We start from the raw sequence: 23,462 nt of genomic DNA, 5'->3' as shown, positions 1-23,462 counted from the left end.
CATCGGTTCATCGAAAGGTTTTCAACCCCGCCCGTCAGCGGACCTTGAGAACGGTGACGGCGGTTTCGGAATTATGGATGAAGTCATGCGCATCCGCCTGCTGCCGCACCATCAGGATGAACAGCATGTCCATCAGCATGAGCTGGGCGTCGCGCGAGGTGATGGCCGACGATCGCACCCGCTCTTCGTCGGCAACCGTAAACAGGTGGATATCGGCCAGATCGAGCAGCGGATTGGGTTGTAGACCGGTCATCGAGATCACCGTGGCGCCCCGTTGCTTCGCAGTCTCGGCAATCCGCAGCGTTTCAACGCTTCGCCCCGAATAAGACAGCGCCAGCAGCACATCGGCATCATTGAGCGCCGAGGCATTGGAAATCTGGATATGGCTGTCGGTGTCGATCAGCGCGACCCGCCCCAGTTTCAACAGCTTGAAGGAAAAGTCCTTGGCTACCAGGGAGGATGCGCCGACACCCGCAAGCTGGATCTTGCGAGCACTGACCAGAGCTTCCGAAGCCAAATCAATGGTTTGCTCGTTGTTCGCCGCCAGCGTTTCGCGCATCGAAAGCAGCTTCGAGCCAATCAACTTTTGGAGGATGGTGACATAGCTATCCGCCGCATCGATGGTGCCATGGATCACGCCGCCCGGCGTATGCCACTCCATGGCCTTGGCCTTGTTTACCGCGAGCTTGAGCTGCTGATAGCCGCCATAGCCGAGCTTCTGGCTGAATTTGACAACGCTAGACTGGCTGCGCCCGGTCACTTCCGCCAGGGCCGCCGACGAAAGCGTCAGCATCTTTTCGGGATGATCGATAATGAATCGCGCGATCTGCCGATCAGCCTGGGTCATGCTGTCGAGTTGAGCGCTCAGTACTTTGAGAACCGACATGGCAACTTCCACCCAATCCGCGCCGACCGGCGAGGTCTAAAGCCGACACAGCCCAAAATGCAACTGGCACCACAAGGGTTTACCATCCACTAGCCCAAGTGCCAATCGGTATAGGAATACAATATTCCGCCCTTCGTTGACAGTCGGAATAATCGCTTCTAGCATCGACCATGGAATTTGAGCATAGGCACGATGACAAAAACCAACCTCATGGCTGAGCTCGAACAGCTCGTTTCCGAAGCCCGCAATCCCAAGACCATGCAGATCGACCTTATGTCGTCTGCCGAAATCGTCGCGGCGATGAATCGGGAAGATACGCGCGTTTCGGAGGCCGTGAACAAGGTTCTTCCGCAGGTGGCGGCGACCGTGGACAAGATCGTCGAGGCTTTCCGGGCTGGCGGGCGGTTGATCTATATGGGCGCCGGCACCAGCGGGCGGCTCGGCGTGCTTGATGCTTCGGAATGCCCTCCCACCTTCGGCGTGCCGGAAGGCATGGTTGTCGGTCTTATCGCAGGCGGCGATCGTGCCTTGCGTCACCCGATCGAAGGTGCCGAGGACTCGCGTGATGAGGGCCGGCGTGACCTCGAAAAGATCGATCTTACCGACAAAGACGTCGTTGTCGGCATCGCCGTCAGCGGTCGCACGCCATACGTGATCGGTGGGCTCGATTATGCCCAGGGGGTTGGCGCTTTCACCGCAGCGCTTTCCTGCAATCCGGATTCAGCTATCGCCCGCATGGCCGATATCGCCATCTCGCCCGTTGTCGGTCCCGAGGCCCTGACCGGATCGACCCGCTTGAAATCGGGCACGGCTCAAAAGCTCGTGCTCAATATGCTGACCACGGCCAGCATGGTCCGCATCGGCAAGTCCTACGAAAACCTAATGGTCGACCTGTCGGTGAGCAACGAAAAGCTCGTCGCCCGTGCGCACCGCATTCTTGTCGATGCCACCGGGTGCTCTGCCGATTCTGCCGAGCAATTCCTCAAGGCCGCAAACAACAACGTTAAGCTCGCAATCCTCATGGCGCTGACCGGCATGAATGCAGTTGACGGCCAGACTGCGCTTAACAATGCCGACGGGTTTTTGCGCCGCGCCGCCGCGCAGCACCAGCCGCGCGTGGCAAGCTGAGGTAAAAGGATGGCGCTAGCCCCTGTCGCGCTTCCTTACGGCATGCCTGATCAGGAACTCTTCGCATCGGCAGTGGCCTTCTTCCGTAACGCCAACTCGCTCGGCGTGTTTCTCTTCAAGCGCAATCTTGGCACTCCTGAAGAGATCTTGCGCGCTCCGGCAAGCAAAGACATCATTTCATCGCCTTCCACATCGATGCTCGACGTCCCCGGTACGACCAGGCAGCACGTCCGCAAGCAGCGATTGCAACCGCAGGCGACAACCACTTCTATCGTCCAGTCCCAGCGCCTAAAAAGGCCGATGGAAACAAGAACAGGTCGAGGGACCTGGTTCGAACATAACAAGGGTGAGGCTTCCAAGATGATCTTTTCCAGAAAACTTCTTACAGGCTTGGCGCTGGCCACGGCGCTGACGTCTGTCGGTGTCGCCATGCCGGCACAGGCTGCAGACCTGCGGATGGCCTGGTCGCAAGACGCAACCGGGCTTGATCCGCACACGCAGACCGCCTTTTCTTCGCTGCGCCTGCTTGAGCTGATCTACGAGCCGCTGGTGCGCCTCGACGCCGAACTGAATGTCGTTCCTGCGATCGCCTCAAGCTGGCAGTTCGCCGAGGACGCCAAGACGCTGACCTTCACGCTTGATCCCAATGCCAAATTCTCGAATGGCGAGCAGGTGACTTCGGCCGACGTCAAAGCCTCCTTCGAGCGCCTGCTCGATGAGGCAACAGCCGCAGCCGCGCGCTCCAACTTCTTGTCGATCGCAAGCATCGACACGCCCGACGACACGACCGTTGTCTTCAACCTATCGACCGCCGACGTGCCGATCCTTGTTGCCATGGCGACCATCAATGCCGCCATCGTCCCTGCTTCCACCATCGAAGCTGACACTGTCGGCACCGAGACGCTTGGCTCCGGTCCCTTCGTGCTGGACAGCTGGGAACCCAATTCCCGCGAAGTGCTCTCGGCCAATGAGAATTGGGCGGGCGGCGATCTTGCGATCGACGGCATCACCATTTCCGTGCTGCCCGACGAAACTGCGATCCTCGCATCGCTGCGCGCTGGCCAGACCGACTTTGCTCTGCTCAACGATCCGCTGATCGCAACGCTCGTGCCGATAGAAGCCAATCTGACGCTCAATCGCGTCGGCGTGTTGGCCTATAACGTGCTGCAACTCAACCCCTCGCGTCCGCCGATGGACAATCTCAAGGTCCGCCAGGCCATGAGCTGTGCCATCGATCGCCAGGCGATCATCGACGCCGCCCTCGCCGGCGAAGGCACTGTCACCGGCCCGCTGACCATGCCTGCCTTCGCGCAGGACCCGGCCAATCTCTTCTGCTACCAGCAGGACCTCGATATGGCCCGGCAGCTGATGGAAGAGTCCGGTGTCGATGGCTTTACCGCCACCGTCATCGGCGCCACCGGCGAGCCGCCGGTCGCGGCTTCCGAAGCGCAGGTGTTACAGGCGCAGCTGGCTGAAATCGGCGTCACGCTCGAGATCGAGATGATGGAACTCAACGTTTATGTGGATCGCTGGCTGGCTGGCGATTTCGACATGGCGGTGGCGCAGAACGGCGGCCGTCCCGACCCGTACCCGATGTACAACCGCTACTTCACCAAGGACGGCAATCTCGTCAACGTCTCGAACTTCACCGATGACGAGCTCGACAGCCTGATGAAGCAGGGCCAGGCGGAAACCGACCCGGCCAAGCGCGTCGAGATCTTCCAGGCCTTTGAAAGCCGGTTGGCCGAGCAGGCGCCGTGGCTCTGGCTCTCAACCGGCTACAGCTACACCGCCCAGACCAATGCGGTAACCGGCTTTGAGTCATCGCCGACCGGTACGCTGTTCGGCTTGACCAAGGTCAGCCTGCAGTAACGTCTCCCCCGGGTCGGCCTCGCGGCCGGCCCACCTCCTGGATTGTTTTTATGAACTATGTGGTCCAGCGCCTGCTGACCTTTCCGCTGATCCTGCTCGGCGTGTCGATCCTGGTCTTCGTGTCGATCCGCCTGATACCAGGCGACGCGATCACGGCCATGCTCGGCACCGAGGCAGGCCTGCTGACCCCGGCGCAACGCGAAACGCTGGCGGCCTATTTCGGCATCGATCAGCCGATCTGGTCGCAATATCTGCGCTGGCTTGGTGGTCTGTTCAGCGGCGACCTCGGTATCTCCTCGATCTATGGCAAGCCCGTGCTCACCGTTGTGCTCGAGCGCTTCCCGCTGACGCTGCAACTGTCGCTGATGTCGATGGCGATCTCGCTATCCGTCGGCATCCCGCTCGGCGTGCTGGCCGCATCGCGCAACGAGCGCCCGAGCGATCTTTTGGTGCGTGTGCTCGCCATGCTCGGCCAGTCGACCCCGAGCTTTGTTATCGGCATCCTGATCATCTACGTGCTGTCAGTGTTTTTCGGCTTCGTGCCTGCCATGGGCACCTTCACGCCGCTCTTCGCCGACCCATTGGCCAGCATCGGCCAGCTGATTTTTCCAGCCATCACATTGGGCTTTGCCTTTGCCGCTTCAGTGACGCGCATCACCCGCTCCGCCATGCTCGATGTGCTGAGCGACGATTATGTCCGCACCGCGCGCTCCAAGGGCGCATCGCCCGGAAGCGTCATCTGGCGCCATGCTTTGCCCAACGCGCTGATCCCTGTTGTGACCCTCTCCGGCGTCGAATTCGGCTATCTCCTCGGTGGTGCCGTGATCGTCGAGCAGATTTTTGCCTTGCCGGGGCTTGGCCGGCTGGTGCTCGATGCCATTACCCAGCGCGATTATGCACTGGTGCAGGGCACGATCCTGTTCATTGCCTTCAACTTCCTTGTCGTGAACCTCCTTGTCGACCTCGCCTATGTGGCGCTCGACCCACGCATCCGGATCGGGGGCCGCTGATGGGTAGGTTGGCTTCTGCTTTGTTCCGTCATCCCTCCGGGCGCATCGGTGTCGCGATCATCGGGCTTTATCTCCTCGCTGCCATTATGGGGTCGCTCGGCCTAACGCCACATGATCCGCTCAAGCTCTTCGCCATCGATCGCCTCAAGGGACCAAGCGGCACCTACTGGTTCGGCACCGATCTCCTCGGCCGCGACGCTTTCAGCCGCCTGGTCATCGGCATTCGCCAGTCGATGATCATTGCCTTCGCGGCGGTCGGCATCGCGACCCTTGCCGGCACAATTATCGGACTGCTCTCTGCCTGGTGGGGTGGCATCTGGGATGGTATCTTCATGCGCATCATGGACGTGTTGCTGGCCTTCCCGGCAATCCTTCTGGCGCTGTTGATCATCGCCATCGTCGGGCCTGGCACCATGACCAGCGTTGCGGCCATCGCCATCGTTTACACGCCGATCTTTGCCCGCGTCGTGCGTGGGCCGGCGCTGTCGCTGAAACAACGCGACTTCGTCGACGCCGCGCGCACTTTCGGCAGTTCGCAAGGCTTTATCCTGAGCCGTCATCTGCTGCTCAATCTCGTAGCCCCGCTGGCGGTTCAGGTGACTCTGGCGCTTGCCTGGGCGCTGCTGACCGAAGCGGGCCTGTCCTTCCTCGGCCTCGGCACGCAGCCGCCGACACCCTCCCTGGGTCTTATGCTGGCGGAAAGTCGAAACCTCATGCAGCACGCGCCATGGCTGATGATCTTCCCGGCCCTGACCATCATGCTCGGGATCCTGGGCTTCAATCTCACGGGTGACGCCTTGCGCGACATTCTCGATCCACGCACCCAGAGGAGGGAAGCATGACCAAGCTGCTTTCCGTCAAAGATCTGCGGGTCGGCTTCGGACGCGACCCGAAGGCCAATGAAGTGGTCAAAGGCGTCAGCTTCGACCTCGACGCCGGTGAAACCCTCGCCATTGTCGGGGAGTCCGGTTCGGGCAAGTCGGTCACTGCCTTGTCGATCAACCGCCTGGTCGATTTCGGTGGCGGTCGCATCACCAGCGGCAGCATCGCCCTGACGCGCAGCGACGGATCCGTTCTCGATGTCCGCACTGCCGAGGAGCGGATCCTGCGGAGCGTGCGCGGCCATGACGTGGGCATGATCTTCCAGGAGCCGATGACTTCGCTCAATCCGGTGCACACCGTAGGCGACCAGATCGAGGAAGCCTTCCGCCTGTCAAAGGGATTGACCGGCAGCCAGGCGCGCGCGGCAACGCTGGACGTCTTGCAGCGGGTGCGCATTCCCGATGCCCAGTCGCGCCTCGGCTATTATCCGCATCAGCTTTCGGGCGGTATGCGCCAGCGGATCATGATCGCCATGGCGCTTGCCGCAAGCCCGCGCCTTCTTATCGCTGACGAACCCACGACCGCCTTGGACGTCACCGTGCAGGCGCAGATCATGGCGCTGCTAGCCGAGTTGCGCGCCGAGACCGGCATGGCGATGATCTTCATCACGCACGATATCGGCCTCGTGGCGGGCATTGCCGACCGCATCATGGTCATGCAGAACGGCGTCGCCGTCGAACAGGATCTAGCCGATCGCGTGCTCGACCATCCGCAGCACGACTACACCAAGCACCTTCTCCGCGCCGTGCCGCATTTTACCGCCGGTAAGTCGGTGCGCGCTGCCGAAGAAGGCAAGCCGGCGCGAAACCCGATCGTCACGGTCGACGACCTCGTCGTCCGCTTTCCTGTCGGCAAGGGTTGGCTCAAGCCAAAGGGCGCTATCCATGCTGTGGATGGCGTCAGCTTCGATCTCGTGCCCGGAGAAACGCTAGCCATCGTTGGTGAAAGCGGCTGCGGCAAGTCGACGACGGCGCGCGCCTTGCTGGGTCTAAACACCATCACCCGCGGACGGATCGTCGCCGGAACAGGGCACTCCAGGCGTCCCGTGCAAATGGTCTTCCAGGACCCGTTCGCCTCGCTCAATCCAAGGCTCAACGTCGAAGCCTTGCTGGCGGAGCCCGCCATCGCCAATGGCCAGCGCCTCGATACCGACCTGCGCAAGCGCATGGCATTCTTGCTCGACCGCGTCGGGCTTCCTCAGGACGCCCTCACACGCTACCCACACCAGTTCTCCGGCGGCCAGCGGCAGCGCCTCTGCATCGCCCGGGCACTGATGCTGAACCCCGATGTCGTCGTGCTCGACGAGGCCGTATCGGCACTGGACGTCTCGGTGCAGGCGCGGGTGCTCGATCTGCTGATCGACTTGCAAAAAGAGTTTGGCCTCGCCTACCTCTTCATCTCGCACGACATGGCTGTGGTGGAGCGCATTGCGCATCGAATTGCGGTGATGTTTGCCGGTCAGGTGGTCGAGATCGGCGACGCGCGCTCGGTGTTATCGGAGCCGCAGCACAGCTACACCAGGCGCTTGATCGCTGCCGTGCCGGCAGTAGAGCGGCGGCGTCAGCATTTCACTGTCGACATGACGCAGGTACCGTCGCTGGTGCGTCCTCCTGGCTTTGAGCCGCCGGCAGCGCAATGGCGCGAAGCGGGCGAGGATCATCGCGTGCGCATCGAGGAAATAGCATGACATCGGTTTCGACAAAGCTCGACCGCGCCTTCGTGCATCTTGAAAAGGCTATCGAGAGCGGCCGCATTCCCGGCGGCGTCCTGGGCGTCATCGACCGCGATGGCAATCGCGCCGTGCGCACCATGGGTGAGGCGCAAACCGTGCCCAAGTCGCGTCCGATGACCGAGGACACCTGGTTCGATCTGGCGTCGCTGACCAAGGTACTGTTCACCACCGAACGCATTCTGGTGCTGGCCGAAGCCGGCCGCATCGATCTCGACGCGCCGTTGACCAGCGTCATTCCCGACTATCGGCACTACAATCTCGACAACTGGGAGAGGAAGATCACCTTCCGCCAGTGCCTCGGTCACCAGACGCCTTATCCTGCGGTCTTTCCGCTTTATACCTATGGCCGCGATCCCGACCTATTGCGCACCTTCCTGCTGCAGCACGAATTTCCCGCCGGCCCAGCGGTCTATTCCGATATCAATTTCATCCTCCTTGGCATCGCGCTGGAGCGCATCGAGGACAAGTGGATCCGTGAGATGGAGCCCGGTGCCGGCTTTGCCTGGTCCGCCGGTCCCGAGACGGCTGCCGCAACCGAGGATTGCTACTGGCGCCATCGGGTGCTGGTGGGCGAAGTGCACGACGACAACTGTTCGGCGCTCGAGGGGGCAGGGCATGCCGGGCTTTTCGGCACTGTCGCCAGCGTGCTCGACTTTGCACATGGCAAGCTCACAACTGCCGGTCCGGATGCGCTGATCCGCACGCCGCTTTCGGGTCGCCGTACCCACGGCTGGGAGCGGCCCTATGAGGGCTGGTCAGGCGGCGAACGCAACTCCGGCCAGACGATCGGCCATACCGGCTTTACCGGCACCGGGCTCTGGATCGATTTCGAGCGCGGTCATGCCTGGACGCTTTTGACCAACAGGGTGCACCCGACGCGTCATTTCGATAGCGGCATCCTGCCGCTACGGCGCGCCGTGGGCGACGCCATCAATGCCGAATAGGGAGACGACAATGGAACCGATCTGGGCTGTGGGGCTGATGACCGGCACCGTTCTGGATGGCAATATCGACGTCGCCCTGCTGCGCACCGATGGCGAAACGGTCGACGAGTTTGGCGCGTATACGCTTGCGCCCTATCCGCAGTCGATCCGCGACACGCTCCAAGAAGCCCTGTCACAAGCGCGGCAGTGGAACTTTGCCGGCGCCGAGCCTGCCATCTTTGCCGAAGCAGAGGATGCGTTGACCCGCGCGCAATCGGCTGCCGTCCTCGACCTTGTCGCCGAGGCGGGCCTGCGACCGGAAGACATTGGCATTATCGGTTTTCACGGCCAGTCGGTGCTGCATCGCGCGCCGCAGCCGGGTCGCATCGGCGCCACGCGCCAGCTCGGCAATGGCGCGCTGATGCATGAACTGACCGGCATCAAGGTGGCCTACGATTTCCGCTCCGCCGACGTCCGCGCAGGAGGGCAGGGGGCTCCCCTGGCTGCGCTCTATCACCAGGCCCTGTTGCGCAAGATCGGGGCGACCGACGGCAAGACAGCCGTTCTTAATTTGGGCGGTGTTGCCAACGTCACCTTTTGGGACGGTGCCGATACGCTGATTGCCTTCGACACCGGCCCCGCCAATGCGCCGATCAATGACTTCGTCAAAGGTCTTGGCATGGGGGACATGGATGTCGACGGCGCCATGGCCCTGCGGGGAACGGTGGACGAAGAGCGGCTCGCCAGGCTCTTGACCCATCGCTATCTCTCCGCACCTTTCCCCAAATCGCTCGACCGGTTCGACTTTTTGTCTTCGATGGCCGACGGGCTTGGCGCCGAAGACGGCGCCGCCACACTCACCGCCTTCACCACGGGGGCGGTCGGAAAGGCACTCGACCTTCTGCCGCAGCGTCCTCAGCGCCTGATCGTGTCCGGGGGCGGCCGACACAACCCGGCGATCATGGCCATGCTCGATAAGCGCGCGCGGGTCGAGGCCGTACCGGCCGAAGCGGTCGGCTGGCGCGGTGACGCCGTCGAGGCGGAATGCTTCGCTTTTCTGGCTGTGCGAGTGCTCCGCGGCCTGCCGATCAGCTTCCCCACCACGACCGGTGCGCCACATCCGCTAATCGGCGGCGTCTTGGCGGCCTGATCATGGAGGGACTAACGATCGAGGTGACTGAGGTACCCAGTGCCAGTGACCTTGAGCTGATTGGAAACTCACTCGCCGACTTCAATCACGACGACGTCGGCCCCTCCAACAAGCTGCCGCTCGCCGTGTTCTTGCGCAATCCAGGCAGCATCGTCGTCGCCGGCATTTCCGGCTACACCGCCTGGGATTGGCTCTACGTGCAGTGGCTGTGGGTCGAAGAGCAGCACCGCGGGCAAAACCTTGCGGCGCGAATGCTCGCCGCTGCAGAAGCCGCGGCGCAGAAACGCGGGTGCCATGGTTCCTACATCGATACGTTCAACCCCGATGCCCTAAGAACCTATCAGCGCGCTGGTTACGAGTCCTTTGGGTCGCTTCCGAACTTCCCACCAGGCCGCACCAGAACGTTTCTTCAAAAACCTTTGTGAGACCATGGTCTCCGCTTCGCGAATGAGGCCCAGCTGGGCCCTTTGCTGCCAGCCAAGTCCGCTGTTGTGCGCTTGATGGAGAGCGTCATTTAACCGCGAGACGCTACGCACTGAACACAGGGAAGCAACACGATGGTCAGGCTCTTCTTCGGCAATGCCCGTCTGCCCCTGCGTTCGTTGTTCGGAATAGCTCGGTTTCAATTGGTTGGTGTTAGGCCTCGGTATCGTGTGTGCGTTACGCGTGGTTTCGACCCTATTTCAGCGGTTGCACCACGTAGTGCGCTCCGGAAGCCGCCGCTGACTACCGAGTGCGTTTTTTGACTTTCCGCTATTTTAGTTGATCCAGAACCCATTGCCGAAAGGCCGTCACTCGAGGCAGACCGGCTTTTGTATCTGGCGTGACGAGGTAGTAGGCGCCTGGGCCCGCAATCCGCTCAGGGAAAGGGGAGACCAAATAACCCTCTGCTAATTCTTCCTGAATCAAGAAGGTCGGCAACAAGGCCATCCCCAAGCCCGCCTTTGCCGCTTCCGTTATCATGAAGAAGTGCTCCAACCGTGGGCCCCAATTGACTTCGGGCATGGTAGAGCCGATCGAGCGGAACCAGTATTCCCAGCTGTCAGGCCGCGTCGAATGGTCGATCAAGCGATAGCTGCCAAGCTGACCCGGTTCGGTGAGTGGCGGACGACCTTCGAGCAGCGCCGGTGAGCAGACGACTTGGATTTCCTCGCCCATTAGAGGGTCGATCAGTGCCTCCGACCATTGGCCATGACCGAATCGTATGGCGATATCAATGCGTTCTCGCGTGAAGTCGAGTTCGCCATCGCTTGAAACGACATTAACCGATACATCTGGATAGAGTGCCTGAAACGAAGGCAGACGCGGCAGGAGCCAGCGTGTGCCAAATGTGGGCAACATGCCGACCGACAGTGTGCCCTTACCAGCCTTGGATGACATCAGTTCTACGGTACCCGCCTCGAGCAGGTCCAGAGAACGGCTGACCAGTCGGCTGTAGTAACTGCCTTGGTCGGTCAGCTGGATACGCCTGCTTCGGCGGGTGAACAGGGGCACTTCGAGGTAGTCTTCTAGGCTATGCACCAAGCGGCTTGCGGCACTCTGAGTTACATTCAGTTCCTCCGCAGCGCGCGTAAAGGAGTTGTGCCGAGCAACGGCTTCAAAGGTTCTTAATGCGTTGAGCGAAGGGAGAACGCGCCGTTTCACAAATTATCATTCCATAGGATCATGCAAGGGCAATCTTTATGCGCCTTGCAGCGCGCTGCCAAGGCGCTAGCTTTTTCGCAAGGACGCAATAAGCGCCGACCCATTCTCTTGGCTGGACCTGCCCAAATGATCCCATTCCACATGGCCTTCGCGGTGAAGGACAAAGAAAGCACCCGGAAATTTTACGGCGAGGTTATCGGCTGCAAGGTCGGTCGCGAGGCCGAAAACTGGATCGATTTCGATTTCTTCGGTCATCAGCTGTCCGCTCATATCAACAATGACCCGAAGTCCGAGGCCAAGTCCAAGGTCGGCAACGACATGGTGCCGCTGCACCACTTCGGCGCCGTGCTGCCCTGGGAAACTTGGAACGGGCTTGTCGAGCGCCTGCGCGCCGCATCCTATCCGCTGGTGATGGAGCCCAAAATCCGCTTCGAAGGCGAGCCGGGCGAGCAGGGCACGTTCTTTCTCCTCGATCCGTCGGGCAATGCGATGGAGTTCAAGTCCTTCCGCAATCCCGAAGCCATTTTCGAACACTGAGTTTGAGCGCCATGAATTCCTTCGAGATCGGTCGCGACCTTACCTCCATCACCATGGGCATCGATGCCTATGAGCGCCGTCAGCCGGCCGATGGTAGCCTGCTTGGCGGGGAAGGCCTGGTGCCGATTTACCTTGGCGCCGACAGCGTGGTGCCCCGCCAGTATGATGACGTCGAAACCATCAAGGCGGATTTGGATAGGTTGGCCAGCGAAGCCGCCGCGCTTGAGGCTGGGCCGCGCAAGGTGTTCCTCGAAGGCATGATCCGCTCGGTGCGGACCGCCACCAAGATGCTGGCTGGTGCGAGCCCGACCTTTGAGGAAAAGGTTACTCAGCTGGTCGGTGCACCTGCGGGTCGCGAAGACGCAGCGGTTATCGAAGATGCTCGCGCCAAGCTCGACGCGGTTTTGAAGCGTTCGGGGTTCGTCAACGGCAGCCTGGGCGAGCGGGTCGCGGCCTGGGAAGAGGCGCGCGCCGTGCCGGCCGAACAGGTCGAGACCGTGTTTCGCGAGTTGATGGCGCAGGCCAAGGCAAAGACCGACGCCATGGTGTTCGACACCGGCGACTACGACATGGTCCTGAACCCGGTCCGGGGCATGTTCTATACCGCCCGGTGTTCGTTCAACGAAGGCAAGATGGACCTCAATTTCGACTTGAGCTTTACGCGCGCTGCGCTCAAGCACCTGGTTTGCCACGAGGTCTATCCCGGTCACTCCACGCAGTTGCTGTCGACAAAGGCCGCCGTCGATGCAGGTGAGGCGCCTGCTGACGCGCTTTTGATCACCACTGATGCCATTACCGGCTGCGTGCAGGAAGGCATTGGCGACCAGGGCGTGCACCTGATCGATTTCGTCGAAGACGACGACGATGCGATCCACATCGAACTGCGCCGTGTCCGTTCCGCTGCCCAGACCAGCGCCGCCTGGATGCTGATGGTCGATGGTGTGCCGCGCGAAGATGTCGCCAATTACCTCCGCACCACGGCGATGGGCCAGGAAGCCTGGGTGCAGGGCCGCCTGCGCATGGCCGCCCACCCGTTCCGCGGGCCGTTTATCTCCTCCTATTGGGCTGGCAACGAAGTCGTCCGCAAGGTGCGCGAGCGCGTCAGCGATGCCCAGCGTCCCGCCTTCATCAAGGCGCTCTACTCCTATGCCAATTCGCCCGAGAGCCTCTCGATGTTCCCCCAGGTTGCCAACTAAGAAGGTTCAGGCCCCATGAAGTTCACCATTATCGGTGCCGGCGCCATTGGGGGTCTGGCTGGCGCCTACATGACCAAAGCTGGCCATGACGTGCTCCTGGTTGACCGCTGGAAAGAGCATGTCGATGCCCTAAACGACAAGGGCATGACCATCGACGGAGTCCGCGGCGATCTCAACGTCAAGGTCAAGGCTGCGACTCCTGATCAGCTCTCTGGCGATCTCGGTGTCATCCTCGTCGCCACCAAATCGCAGCACACGCTCGAAGCCCTCAAGCAGATCGTGCCGCTGCTCAACGCAGACAGCGCTGTCGTCTCCTACCAAAACGGCTTCAACGAGCCCGATATGGTGGCGATGCTGGACGAAGCCGGCCTGCCGGGCAAGGACATCGTGATCGGCTCGATCCCCAACTATGGCGGTGCGCTGGTCGACCCTGGTTACATCGAGTTCGTCCACGAAGGCCCGATCCAGCTGGGTGAACTCAGCGGCGAGACGACGCCGCGGCTCAAGGAGATCGGCGATGCGCTCTCGGCCTTGACCGAGGTTCAGTATTCGGACCGCATCTGGGGACAGATCTGGGCCAAGGAAGTTTATTCCGCTCAGGTCGTCTTCTCAGCCCTCGCCGACGCCAAGATCCGCGACACGCTTGGGGTCGAGCGCTATGCCCGCCTTGCCGGCGCGATCGTCAAGGAAGCGCTCGAGATCGCCGACGCCAACAATATCGACATCCAGGCCTTCGATTTCTTCGATCCCGCCAATTACCGCGTGAAGACGGCCGAGGATACCAAGAAGCTCCTCGCCAATATCGACCATGCCATCTGGCTCCTCAAGAAGGACCAGGACAACAAGCCCACCCACAATTTCAAGAAAAAGGGTTCGGGCATCTGGTGGGACATCGTCTATCGCAAGCGCCCCTCCGAAACCCGCGCCTTTGCCGGCAAACTCATCGAGTTCGGCAAGAAGGCCGGTGCCGATACCCGTCTCAACGAAAAGATGGTCGGCATGATCTACGAGATCGAGGACGGCAAGCGCCAGCTCGGCTTCCATAATTATGATGAACTTGAGGCCTATGCCGCCGAGATCGGAAAGACACTGCCATGACCACAAAGCTTGGCGTCGGTCTCATCGGCGCGCACACCTGGGCCGATAAGGCACACCTTCCCGGTTACAAGGCGCATGAGCGCGTCGACCTGATCGCCGTCTGCGATCTCGATCCCGATCGCGCCAAGGCGATGGGCGAAAAGTACGGTGCTAAGAAGGTCTACACCGACCCCGAAAAGCTGATCGCCGATGCGGATGTGCAGATGGTCGACGTCTGCACTCCGACCCATACGCACCTTCCGCTCAGCCTTATCGCCATCGAAGGCGGCAAGCATGTGCTCTCGGAAAAGCCGCTGCACACCGAAGCCGCACCCGCCTTTGATGCTGCCGCAAAGGCCAATGCAAAGGGCGTCCGCACCAAGCTCGGCTTCACCTTCCGCTATTCGCCCGCCATCCGTCAGATCAAGAAGTGGATCGATGACGGCACGCTCGGCGAAGTCTTCCACATCCACGGCTTCGAGCAAAATTCGCAATGGCTCGATCCGCAGGAGCCGCTGCGCCAGATTACTCCGGGCGTCGATCGCAACTCGCTAATCCCGGCCTCGATCGTCGGCTATGGCTCGCATCTGATCGACCTGATGCGCTGGCTCGGCGGCGAGTTCGGCTCCGTCGCCTCGACCATGAAGAATTTCATTCCCGAGCGTATCGTCCGCGGTGAAGTCGGGCTGCAGAAGATCAAGGTCGAAGACGGTGCCGTGGCGCTTGTTGAATATGCAACTGGCGCGCAGGGTCTGCTCCAGACCTCTTATGTGGCCGTGGGCAATTATCCCGGCGTCGAAATCCGCGTCTACGGATCGAAGGGTGCAGCCGTTGCCCGCCTGATCTCGGAATTCGGCACCGCCGAAACCCTCAAGATCGCCAAGGCCGAGGCCGTCGAGTTCATCCCCTACGATGTCGGCCCCGAAGCCCTACCGCCGGGAACAACGCTCAACACGCCCTGGCCAGAACTCTATTATCGCAATCTCGTCCGCCACTTCGTCGATGAAATTCTCGAAGACCGGCCGCAGGAATGCACCTTCTTCGACGGAGCCAAGAGCCAGGAAATCGTCGATGCGATCATCAAGGCGCATTTCGAGCGCCGCTGGGTCGACCTACCGGGCAAGAGCGCATGATGGTGACTTACGATCCGGCGCTGGTTGAGGACTTTCTCGCCCATCACTGGCGCTTTCGCCCGGTGGATGCGACGTTCATGGGCGACAATGCTCATGATAGCGAGCTGCCGCCGGCCGGCCCCGAAACGCTTGTCGAAGAGATTGCCGAAATCGAAGATCTCCTTGCCCGGTTGGAAGCAAGCGAAGAACCACAGGACCTCGGCGATCGGCTCGACCGGCGCATGATGCTGGCCGAGCTGCGCATGCAGCGTCTCGCCGCCGAAACGCGTCCGCGCCTCCACAATCCCGCATGGTATTCGGGCGAAGCCGCATTCGCGATCATCTCGCTGTTGCTGCCGCAATCCATGCCGATCCGCCACGCGGCGCTGATCGCAAGGCTCAACGGCATCGGCACTTTCCTTCGCGCGGCGACCGAACGCCTCGATGGCGTGCCGGCCGCCCAAGGCTGGGTCAAGCGCGCGCAAAAGGAAGCGACGGCCATGGCCGGTTTCCTCCGCACCGACATAAAGCTGCACGAAGAATTTGCCGATGACTGGGCCGAGCCCGCGCGCCAGGCTGCCGACGCCTTCGAAGCCTTTGCTGCCGCACTCGACACCCAGCCCGATGCCGATCCGGCGTGTGGTGAAGCCTATCTTACCCAGCTCATGGCTGAGATCCACGGCCTTCGGATGTCGCCGCGCGAAGCCGTCGATCTGGCAGAAGCTGCCTACAAGCGCATGGGCGACGAGATGGCGGACATGGCGCACGCCATCGACCCTAGCCGTACGGCCGAAGAGATCATCGCCGGGCTAGCCGACATCCACCCGTCGGACGCCGAAGAGGTTTTTGACAGCTACATGGAGTGGGATGTTCGCGCTATCGCCCAGGGCGCCGAGCTTGTTACTCCGGCGCAGGAATACGATCTTGATTATCGGTGGATGGCGCCTTGCTTCCGCAAGATCAGCCAGCCGCTCTATTTCCTCTTCTATCGCTCGCCCCCCGGCCTCAATCCCGGTGCCGGCAGCGTTTACTGGGTAACTCCGCCCGGCGATGATGAGGGTGCGTTCTTGCGCGCCAACAACACCGCCATGACCAAGACCATCCATGCCGTGCACCACGGCAGCATCGGCCATCACACGCAAAACACCCGCGCCCGCACCGCCAAGTCGCGTCTCGCGCGTATTGCGGGCACCGATTGCGCGCTCGGCCTTGCCTTCCTCGGCTCAGGCACGCTGATCGAAGGCTGGGCCTGCTACGTCGAAGACCTTCTGATGGAAGTTTCGGGCTTCTACACCCCAGCCGAAATCCTGCTCCTCAAGCAATTCGAGCGCCGCAACGCCGCAAGCGTGCTTGTCGACATCAAGCTGCACTTAAGCGACTGGAGCCCCGACGAGGCCATGGCTTTTTACCGCGAGGCCGGCTTTGCCGCTGCCCGCGTCGAAGGCGAAGTGGTGCGCAATTCCATGCTGCCCGGCTCGCGCCTGATGTATTGGCTAGGCGTAGAAGGCATCAAGAGCTTGCGCCAGCGCTGGAAGGGCGACACGCTCGGGTTCCACGATCACCTGCTGAGCTACGGTCACATGCCGCTGGCCTGGATCGGCGAGGAAATGGAAAGGGCAGGGCACCTCAACCCATGACGGATCAGACCACTCCACTGCTCGACATCCGTGGCCTCGTCACCGAGTTCTCGACCGAAACCGGCGTCGTTCGCGCCGTCAAAGGCGTCGATCTCACCATCGGGCAGGGCGAGACCGTTGCCCTGGTCGGGGAAAGCGGCTCGGGCAAGTCCGTCACCAGCCTTTCGGTCATGCGCCTGATCCAGAAGGGTGTTGGCGCCATCACGGGCGGCGAAATGCTGTTCCGCACGCGCTCGGGCCAGGTCGTCGACCTCGTCAAGCAGCCCGAAAACGCCATGCGCGCCATTCGTGGCAACGAGATCGGCATGATCTTCCAGGAGCCGATGACCTCGCTCAATCCGACCCAAAAGGTCGGCGCCCAGATCGCCGAGGCTGCTCGCCTGCACCAGAACCTCACGCGCAAGCAGGCCTGGGCCCGTGCCGTTGAGATGCTGGCTCTGGTCGAAATTCCCGATCCCGCCCGCCGCGCCGATGTCTATCCGCACCAGATGTCGGGCGGCATGCGGCAGCGCGTCATGATCGCCATGGCGCTGGCCTGCAATCCCGCGCTGCTGATCGGCGACGAGCCAACCACCGCGCTCGACGTCACGGTGCAATTGCAAATCCTCGAACTCATGCGGCGCCTGCAGCGCGAGATCGGCATGGGCATCCTCTTCATCACCCACAATCTCGGCGTCGTGGCTGAAGTCGCTGACCGTGTCGCGGTGATGTATGGCGGCCGCATCGTCGAAACCGCGCCTGTGCGCGAGCTCTTCGCCCGTCCGAGCCATCCCTATACGCGCGGCCTTCTCGATAGCCTGCCGGTGATCGATCATGCCGCCCGCGCATCGGGCCAAGGGCTGCGGCTCCGCGCTATTCCCGGCAGCGTAGTCGATCCGCGCAATCCGCCCCAAGGCTGTGATTTTAATCCGCGCTGTGCCTGGGTTATTCCGGCATGCCGCGCCGCGGTGCCTGCCCTCCTGCCGGTCGTTCCCGAACATCGGGCCCGCTGCATCCGCTGGAACGAAGTCCATGGCTGAGCCGCTCCTCGTCGTTGAAGACCTTAAGGTCCATTATCCAATCGGCAAGACGCTCTTCAAACCTGGCGTCACCCTGCGTGCGCTCGATGGCGTTTCCTTTACAGTGGGCAAGGGCGAAGTCGTTGGCCTCGTCGGTGAATCCGGCTCGGGCAAGACCACGCTTGGCCGCGCCGTGCTGCGCCTTGTCGAGCCGACCTCGGGCAAGGTGCAACTCGATGGTCAAGAGGTCACGACGCTTTCGGCGGGAGATCTCAAGGCCCTGCGCAGCAAGATGCAGATCATCTTCCAGGACCCATATGCGAGCTTGAACCCTCGCATGAGCGTCGGTCAGACGTTGGCCGAAGCGCTGATGCTGCACAAGATCGGCACGCGCAAAGACCGAGAGCAGCGGGTCGGCGATCTTCTGGAAAAGGTTGGCTTGCCGCGGAGCGCCGCGGCGCGCTTCCCGCATGAGTTTTCCGGCGGGCAACGCCAGCGCATCGGCATCGCCCGCGCCCTTGCGGTCAATCCAGAATTCATCGTCGCCGACGAACCTGTCTCGGCGCTCGACGTTTCGATCCAGGCGCAGATCATCAACCTGCTCCAGGATCTCCGCCGCGAACTCGGCCTGTCACTCCTGTTCATCGGCCACGATTTATCCGTCATTGAATTTCTCTGCGACCGCGTCATCGTGCTTTATCTCGGCCGCATAATGGAAATGGGAACGGCCGCCGAGCTCTATTCCAATCCCCGCCACCCCTACACGCGTGCTCTGCTCGATGCGGCGCCGGTGCCGGATCCGACGGTGCGGCGCGAGCGGATCACGCTCAAGGGCGATTTACCCAGCCCCATCAACCCGCCATCCGGCTGCGTCTTCCGCACGCGTTGCCCTTACGCCGTCGAGGCGTGTGCCGAGGTCGTGCCGCCGCTGGAGACTTTCGAAAGCGGACATCGGGTAGCGTGCATTCGCAGCCACGAACTGGACCTGCGCAAGCCGCTGTCCTAAGTCTGCCTGATCAAATCGCGAGCACTGTGGGTAAGCACGCGCCAGACCCGGCGCGTGCTTTGCTGTTTTGCAGCCAAATTCCAAGTTGCATGATCTCAAGTGCCGGGAATTTGAATTTTTTCGGCCATTGCATGATCCAAGCTGGACACATCATGCTCTTGTCATGAAACGTTTATTCATCGCCTCGCGCGGAAATCCTGAACAACTGGCCCAACTTTTCCGTGCAGAGCTGCCGGATTTCGAGGTCCTGACCGAGCAGCCCAAAGCGGGCGATGCGGACGTGCCATTCATCATCGTCGGTCGTCCGTTGCCCGGCGTCATCCGCGCCGTCCCGGGGTTGAAGCTCGTCCTGAGCCTCAACGCCGGCATCGAGCATCTGCTCGCCAGCGGCGAAGTGCCGGACGAACTGCCGATCGTCCGCCTCGTCGATGAAGGCCTCGCGCTTGGCATGGCCGAGTGGGTGCTGGCGCAGGCGCTCGCCTGGCACCGCAATCTCTTCCTCTACACCGAGCTTCAGGCCAAAGGTGAGTGGACGCCGCAAGCAGAAAAGCTTGCCAATGAGCGGACGGTCACCGTGCTGGGCGCCGGTGCGTTGGGCCGACCGGTTGCGGAGCATTTCGTCCGCTTCGGCTTCAATACGCGCGTCTGGGCGCGTTCCAAGCACGATGTCGCGGGTGGGACGACCTTTGCCGGCAAGGATCAACTGCCCGACGCGGCACGCGGCGCCGACATTCTGGTCAACCTGTTGCCGCTGACGGCCGAAACGGCCGATCTGGTCGATGCCAAGCTTCTCGGCGTGCTGAACGACGGTGCCTTCTTCATCAACGGCGCGCGTGGCGGCCACGTTGTCGATGCCGACCTGATCGCGGCTTTGGACAGCGGCAAGCTTAGCGGTGCGGCGCTCGACGTCTTCCGCACCGAGCCGCTGCCGGTCGAAGACCCGCTTTGGAAGCATCCAAAGGTCCGGCTTTCGCCGCATGTGGCGGCGCCGACCCACCAGAACATGGCGGTCAAGGAGATGGCCGCAAACATCCGACGCTTCGAAAACGGCGAGCCGGTGCGCAACGTCGTCGATCGCAGCCTGGGTTACTGACAAGACCGGAAAACCGGCACTTACAAGCGTTCGAAGATCAAGGAAGGGACCAAATGAACACCAAACTCTCACGTCGCGTCTTACTGCAAGGCATTCTCGCCACCACGACCGCACTCGCCACCATGCGCGCATTCCCCGCCATGGCGCAGCAGTCGGGCGGCACGCTCAATGTCGGTCTCACCTATGAGCTCGACACCATGAACACCTATTCCACCGGCTTTTTGGCCGATGCGCAGCACACCGTAATCGAGGGCCTTATCGCTCCCGACAAGGATGCGCGCTACGTGCCTGTGCTCGCCAAGGAAGTGCCGACGCTGGACAATGGCGGCATCGTCCTGTCCGACGATGGCTCCAAGATGACCATCACCTATCACCTCCAGGAAAACGTGAAGTGGCATGATGGCGAGCCCTTCACCTCGGCCGACGTCAAGTTTACCTGGGAAGCGGTCAAGGACCCGGCCTTCATCGCCGAATCCAAGGATGGCACGCAGGACATCGACAGCATCGACCTGCCGGACGACTACACCGTGGTTTGCAACTACAACACGGTGAAGCCGAACTTCGCGTCGACGCTCTTCACCTTCGGCATCATGCCAAAGCACCTGCTCGAAGGCACCGACCTCAACACCTCGTCCTACAACGAGACCCCTGTCGGCACCGGCCCGTTCAAGGTCGCCGAATTCGTGCGTGGCCAGTATGTCGTGCTCGACAAGAACACCGATTACTGGCGCACTGCCGAAAACGGGGATGCACTGCCATACCTTGATCGTCTCGTGTTCCGCATCGTTACCGACAGCAACACCCTGCTGACGCAGCTGCAGAGCGGTGAGCTCGACATGGCGGTTTCGGTCCCCTACGGCCGCGCCTCGCAGCTCGAGGGCGTTGAAGGTCTCGAAATCATCGTCGGACCGCAGCTGAGCTGGGGCCACCTCGACTTCAACTTCCGCAATGAACTGCTGGCCGACGTCAACGTCCGCAAGGCAGTGGCGCATGCCATCAACCGCGAGACGCTGATCCGCGTGCAGGGCGGCTTCCCGATCGCGATCAAGTCCTTGGTTCTGCCCATTTTCGACCTCTACGACGACGCGACGCCCGAATACGCCTATGATCCTGCAGCGGCCAACGCCCTGCTCGACGACGCCGGTTATGCCCGCGGTGGCGACGGCATCCGCGAAAAGGACGGCAAGCGCTTGAGCTTTGCCTTTGTGATCCAGTCCGGCCGTGCGGACGACGAGAACGTGCAGCAGGTGATCATTGCCCAGCTCAAGGAAATCGGCATCGAAGCGACCGCCGACAACAAGGCTGGCGTTGCCTACCGTGAAGCCCGCTACAACGGTGGCTATGACCTGATCTACGGTCGTTGGATTACCTCTGCCGACCCGGTCTATTCGACCTTCTACGGTTCGGAAGGCGAGAACAACGGCCAGGGCTATTCCAATCCAGAGCTCGACGTAGTGTTCGCACGTCTCGAAAACACGCTGGATGCCGAAGAGCGCAAGGCCGCTGCCTCCGAGATGCAGCGCATCATCGCCGAAGACCTGCCTGCCATTGCTCTTACCCAGGGCGTGTCGGTCATTGCCAAGCCGGTGGAACTGAAGAACTTCGTTCCCAACCCCACCAACATGACCAATTTCGTGGACACCAAGGAATGGTACCTTGAGGGCTAAGGCCCCAGGCGCCAATCTTCAACTGCATGCCGGCCCTGTTTCAGCAGGGCCGGTGGCTCCGGGGCCCCGAGGAGCAAGATGAGCCTAGGTTTTATTATTCGCCGAATTCTCGGCGCCATCCCGCTTTTGTTGGGCATCTCGGTTATTTTGTTCGTCATCATCCAGCTGGCGCCAGGTGGCCCGCTGGACATGTATGCGGAAAACCCGTCGGTCAGTAAGGAAGCGCTGGCGCAGATCGCTGCGCGCTATGGCCTCGACCAGCCGGTTCCCGTTCAATATTTCATGTGGCTCAAGGCCATCGTTGTCGGTGATTGGGGCTACTCGATCCGTACCGGCCGTCCAGTGCTGGACGAAATCCTCTTGCGCCTCGGACCGACGCTGCAGCTGGGCGGGCTCGCCATGATCATCTCCCTGATCATCGCCGTTCCTGTCGGCATGATCAGCGCGGCTCGCCGTGGCTCCAAGCTCGACGGGACCGTGACCGTCTTGAGCTTTGCCGGCATTTCGACCCCGGTGTTCTGGCTCGCCTTGCTGCTGCAGCTGTTGTTCAGCGTGCAGCTCGGCTGGCTGCCCTCTGCCGGCTACCAGTCCATCGGCGACGGCTCCTTCCTCGACCGCCTGCGCTACATCATCATGCCGGCTTCGGTTCTCTCGCTGGCGACTGTCGCGAGTTGGAGCCGCTTCATCCGCTCCGGCATGATCGACGTGCTGAACCAGGACTATATCCGCACGGCCTATGCCAAGGGTCGTGGCGAAAAGGCCGTGCTATTCCTCCATGCGTTGCGTAACGCAATGATCCCAGCGGTCACCGTGATCGCTGTGGACTTCGTCACCATCATTTCCGGTGCCGTCATTACCGAAACCGTTTTCGCCTGGCCGGGAATCGGACGCCTCTTCATGGAGAGCATGAACGGCCGGGATTATCCCATGCTGATGGGGCTGATGATGATGGGTTCGCTCGCCATCGTGGCCGCGAACATCATCGCCGACTTCTGCTATGCCGCGCTCGATCCGAGGATCCGCTATGACTGACGCAACGGTTCCTGCCGCCATCGCGCCCGCCTCGCCACCGCAAAGCTATTGGCGACGCGTTACCAAGCGGTTCTTCAAGCGCCGGCTGGCGGTGATTGGGGCTGCATTCCTGATCCTGCTCGGCATCGTCGTCACCATCGGCCCGATGGTTTCGCCTTATAGCTACGACTACCAGGATTTCGACCTGCTCGGCATGCCGGGCCCGATGTCGGCCGAACACTGGCTTGGCACAGACGAGCTGGGCCGTGATGCGCTGACGCGTCTTCTGCACGGTGGCCGCGTGTCGCTTGCTGTTGGTCTTGCCGGTGCGCTGATCGCTGGGATCGTTGGCACCCTGGTGGGCACCGTTTCAGGATTTTATCGCGGCATTCCCGACATTATCCTCATGCGGTTTACCGACGTCATGATGTCGATCCCGACCTTGCCCCTGGTGCTGCTGCTCTCAGGCCTGTTCAGGCCGAGCCCGCCGCTCCTTGTCGCCATTGTCGGTATCCTGATCTGGATGGGTACGGCACGATTGGTGCGCAGCCAATTCCTGGCGCTGCGGGAGCGCGAATTTGTTGAAGCCGCCCGCGCGCTTGGCGCCAGCGGCCCGCGCCTCATGTTCCGGCATATCCTGCCCAATGCCATTGGCCCGATCACGGTAGCGTCGACCCTCGCCGTCGGCAGCGCCATCATGCTGGAGTCGGCTTTGTCTTTCCTCGGCTTTGGCATCCAGCCGCCGGTGCCGACCTGGGGCAACCTCCTCAACAGCGCTTCCTCGTGGCTGTCGCAGGCGCCTTGGCTAGCCATACCGCCGGGCCTGCTAATTCTTTTCACCGTGCTAGCAGTGAACTTCCTCGGCGACGGCTTGCGCGACGCCATGGAGCCTCGGGAGTAA

At 61.7% G+C, this 23,462-nt stretch carries 21 protein-coding genes; 19 read left to right on the top strand and 2 right to left on the bottom strand.

What is annotated here, in order from left to right; genetic code table 11:
• Positions 1 to 34: 34 nt before the first annotated feature.
• Positions 35 to 886 carry a MurR/RpiR family transcriptional regulator gene (locus tag JI748_RS11305; RefSeq protein WP_201630611.1) on the bottom strand — a complete coding sequence of 284 codons (852 nt, stop codon included), beginning with the start codon at positions 884 to 886 and terminating at the stop codon, positions 35 to 37.
• A 192-nt stretch (positions 887 to 1,078) separates the two neighbouring features.
• On the opposite strand from JI748_RS11305, the gene murQ reads away from it, so the two are divergent.
• The 8 genes from murQ to JI748_RS11265 all read left to right on the top strand — a co-directional run bounded on the left by murQ (position 1,079) and on the right by JI748_RS11265 (position 10,008).
• On the top strand, positions 1,079 to 2,014 hold the full coding sequence (gene murQ, locus JI748_RS11300) for an N-acetylmuramic acid 6-phosphate etherase (RefSeq protein WP_201630609.1): 936 nt from the start codon (positions 1,079 to 1,081) through the stop codon (positions 2,012 to 2,014).
• Positions 2,015 to 2,374: 360 nt separating this feature from the next.
• Entirely contained in the window at positions 2,375 to 3,886 is a 1,512-nt protein-coding gene (locus JI748_RS11295; RefSeq protein WP_201630607.1) for an ABC transporter substrate-binding protein, read from the top strand.
• A 50-nt stretch (positions 3,887 to 3,936) separates the two neighbouring features.
• The gene (locus JI748_RS11290; protein WP_201630605.1) at positions 3,937 to 4,896 is read left to right on the top strand and encodes an ABC transporter permease; all 960 of its coding nucleotides are present in this window, start codon (positions 3,937 to 3,939) and stop codon (positions 4,894 to 4,896) included.
• Positions 4,896 to 5,738, top strand: coding sequence for an ABC transporter permease (locus JI748_RS11285; protein WP_201630603.1), 843 nt, complete (start codon positions 4,896 to 4,898; stop codon positions 5,736 to 5,738). The genes JI748_RS11290 and JI748_RS11285 overlap by 1 nt, the downstream gene beginning before the upstream one ends.
• A complete protein-coding gene (locus JI748_RS11280; RefSeq protein ID WP_201630601.1) occupies positions 5,735 to 7,465 on the top strand; it encodes an ABC transporter ATP-binding protein in 1,731 nt (576 codons plus the stop codon). Before JI748_RS11285 ends, JI748_RS11280 begins: the two co-directional genes overlap by 4 nt.
• Positions 7,462 to 8,454: a serine hydrolase domain-containing protein gene (locus tag JI748_RS11275; protein ID WP_201630599.1), complete on the top strand. Its 993-nt coding sequence runs from the start codon at positions 7,462 to 7,464 to the stop codon at positions 8,452 to 8,454. Before JI748_RS11280 ends, JI748_RS11275 begins: the two co-directional genes overlap by 4 nt.
• A 10-nt stretch (positions 8,455 to 8,464) precedes the next feature.
• Positions 8,465 to 9,583, top strand: a complete 1,119-nt coding sequence (locus tag JI748_RS11270; RefSeq protein WP_201630597.1) for an anhydro-N-acetylmuramic acid kinase — start codon at positions 8,465 to 8,467, stop codon at positions 9,581 to 9,583.
• A 2-nt stretch (positions 9,584 to 9,585) separates the two neighbouring features.
• The gene (locus JI748_RS11265) at positions 9,586 to 10,008 is read left to right on the top strand and encodes a GNAT family N-acetyltransferase (RefSeq protein ID WP_201630595.1); all 423 of its coding nucleotides are present in this window, start codon (positions 9,586 to 9,588) and stop codon (positions 10,006 to 10,008) included.
• A gap of 328 nt (positions 10,009 to 10,336) precedes the next feature.
• Here the strand turns inward: JI748_RS11265 and gcvA are convergent, their stop codons facing one another.
• Positions 10,337 to 11,227, bottom strand: coding sequence for a transcriptional regulator GcvA (gene gcvA, locus JI748_RS11260; RefSeq protein ID WP_201630593.1), 891 nt, complete (start codon positions 11,225 to 11,227; stop codon positions 10,337 to 10,339).
• 126 nt (positions 11,228 to 11,353) lie between these two features.
• On the opposite strand from gcvA, the gene JI748_RS11255 reads away from it, so the two are divergent.
• The 11 genes from JI748_RS11255 (at position 11,354) to JI748_RS11205 (ending at position 23,462) form a co-directional block, all read left to right on the top strand.
• Positions 11,354 to 11,764, top strand: coding sequence for a VOC family protein (locus JI748_RS11255; RefSeq protein WP_201630591.1), 411 nt, complete (start codon positions 11,354 to 11,356; stop codon positions 11,762 to 11,764).
• An 11-nt stretch (positions 11,765 to 11,775) separates the two neighbouring features.
• Complete coding sequence (locus JI748_RS11250; RefSeq protein ID WP_210338804.1) at positions 11,776 to 12,960, top strand: hypothetical protein; 1,185 nt, start codon at positions 11,776 to 11,778, stop codon at positions 12,958 to 12,960.
• 15 nt (positions 12,961 to 12,975) lie between these two features.
• The gene (locus tag JI748_RS11245; RefSeq protein ID WP_201630582.1) at positions 12,976 to 14,058 is read left to right on the top strand and encodes a ketopantoate reductase family protein; all 1,083 of its coding nucleotides are present in this window, start codon (positions 12,976 to 12,978) and stop codon (positions 14,056 to 14,058) included.
• Positions 14,055 to 15,170, top strand: coding sequence for a Gfo/Idh/MocA family protein (locus JI748_RS11240; protein WP_201630580.1), 1,116 nt, complete (start codon positions 14,055 to 14,057; stop codon positions 15,168 to 15,170). The genes JI748_RS11245 and JI748_RS11240 overlap by 4 nt, the downstream gene beginning before the upstream one ends.
• Complete coding sequence (locus JI748_RS11235) at positions 15,167 to 16,786, top strand: DUF885 family protein (protein WP_201630578.1); 1,620 nt, start codon at positions 15,167 to 15,169, stop codon at positions 16,784 to 16,786. Before JI748_RS11240 ends, JI748_RS11235 begins: the two co-directional genes overlap by 4 nt.
• On the top strand, positions 16,783 to 17,805 hold the full coding sequence (locus tag JI748_RS11230) for an ABC transporter ATP-binding protein (RefSeq protein WP_201630576.1): 1,023 nt from the start codon (positions 16,783 to 16,785) through the stop codon (positions 17,803 to 17,805). Before JI748_RS11235 ends, JI748_RS11230 begins: the two co-directional genes overlap by 4 nt.
• Positions 17,798 to 18,790 carry an ABC transporter ATP-binding protein gene (locus JI748_RS11225; protein WP_201630574.1) on the top strand — a complete coding sequence of 331 codons (993 nt, stop codon included), beginning with the start codon at positions 17,798 to 17,800 and terminating at the stop codon, positions 18,788 to 18,790. Before JI748_RS11230 ends, JI748_RS11225 begins: the two co-directional genes overlap by 8 nt.
• A 163-nt stretch (positions 18,791 to 18,953) precedes the next feature.
• Positions 18,954 to 19,883 (top strand): 2-hydroxyacid dehydrogenase, encoded by a 930-nt coding sequence (locus JI748_RS11220; RefSeq protein WP_201630566.1) that lies wholly within the window; start codon positions 18,954 to 18,956, stop codon positions 19,881 to 19,883.
• A 53-nt stretch (positions 19,884 to 19,936) separates the two neighbouring features.
• On the top strand, positions 19,937 to 21,550 hold the full coding sequence (locus tag JI748_RS11215) for a peptide ABC transporter substrate-binding protein (protein WP_201630564.1): 1,614 nt from the start codon (positions 19,937 to 19,939) through the stop codon (positions 21,548 to 21,550).
• 78 nt (positions 21,551 to 21,628) lie between these two features.
• The gene (locus JI748_RS11210) at positions 21,629 to 22,582 is read left to right on the top strand and encodes an ABC transporter permease (RefSeq protein ID WP_201630562.1); all 954 of its coding nucleotides are present in this window, start codon (positions 21,629 to 21,631) and stop codon (positions 22,580 to 22,582) included.
• Positions 22,575 to 23,462, top strand: coding sequence for an ABC transporter permease (locus JI748_RS11205; RefSeq protein ID WP_201630560.1), 888 nt, complete (start codon positions 22,575 to 22,577; stop codon positions 23,460 to 23,462). The genes JI748_RS11210 and JI748_RS11205 overlap by 8 nt, the downstream gene beginning before the upstream one ends.

Source organism: Devosia rhizoryzae (genome assembly GCF_016698665.1).
Classification (GTDB): Bacteria; Pseudomonadota; Alphaproteobacteria; order Rhizobiales; family Devosiaceae; genus Devosia; species Devosia rhizoryzae.
This window is presented reverse-complemented; position numbering and strand designations above follow the sequence as displayed.